The 1,248-nt window shown below is 54.6% G+C and carries 1 pseudogene; it reads right to left on the reverse strand.

The annotated features are described in order from the left end of the window. Nucleotides 1–1,248, reverse strand: a pseudogene (locus QM877_RS10165) (hypothetical protein); the annotation flags it as partial.

The raw sequence follows: 1,248 nt of genomic DNA on the forward strand, positions 1-1,248 counted from the left end.
TACTTGCTGACTCAGAGGCGCTGGTGCTGGCTGACTGACTCGCACTTGTACTTGCTGATTGGCTTGCACTTGTACTTGCTGACTCAGAAGCCGATGTGCTGGCTGATTGGCTCGCACTGGTTGACGCTGACTCAGAGGCCGATGTGCTGGCTGATTGGCTTGCACTTGTACTTGCTGACTCAGAAGCTGATGTGCTGGCTGACTCAGAAGCTGATGTGCTGGCTGATTGGCTTGCACTGGTACTTGCTGACTCAGAGGCGCTGGTGCTGGCTGACTGACTCGCACTTGTACTTGCTGATTGGCTTGCACTTGTACTTGCTGACTCAGAAGCCGATGTGCTGGCTGATTGGCTCGCACTGGTTGACGCCGATTCAGAGGCTGATGTGCTGGCTGATTGGCTTGCACTGGTTGACGCTGACTCAGAAGCCGATGTACTTGCTGATTGGCTTGCACTGGTTGACGCTGACTCAGAAGCCGATGTGCTGGCTGATTGGCTCGCACTGGTTGACGCCGATTCAGAGGCTGATGTGCTTGCTGATTGGCTTGCACTTGTACTTGCTGACTCAGAGGCGCTGGTGCTGGCTGACTGACTCGCACTTGTACTTGCTGATTCAGATGCCGATGTACTTGCTGATTGGCTTGCACTGGTTGACGCTGACTCAGAAGCCGATGTGCTGGCTGATTGGCTCGCACTTGTTGACGCCGATTCAGAGGCTGATGTGCTTGCTGATTGGCTTGCACTGGTTGACGCTGACTCAGAAGCCGATGTGCTGGCTGATTGGCTCGCACTGATTGACGCTGATTCAGAGGCCGATGTGCTTGCTGACTGGCTCGCACTGGTTGATGCTGACTCAGAGGCCGATGTGCTGGCTGATTGGCTCGCACTGGTTGATGCTGATTCAGAGGCCGATGTACTTGCTGACTGACTAGCACTTGTACTTGCTGATTCAGAGGCGCTGGTGCTGGCTGATTGGCTTGCACTGGTTGACGCTGATTCAGATGCCGATGTACTTGCTGATTGGCTTGCACTTGTACTTGCTGACTGACTTGCACTGGTTGACGCTGATTCAGAAGCCGATGTGCTGGCTGATTGGCTCGCACTTGTACTTGCTGACTCAGAGGCACTTGTACTTGCTGACTCAGAGGCGCTTGTGCTGGCTGACTGACTTGCACTGGTTGACGCTGATTCAGAGGCCGATGTGCTGGCTGACTGGCTCGCACTGGTTGATGCTGACTCAGAGGCCGATG

This window comes from Streptococcus infantis, assembly GCF_047463655.1.
GTDB lineage: Bacteria > Bacillota > Bacilli > Lactobacillales > Streptococcaceae > Streptococcus > Streptococcus infantis_Z.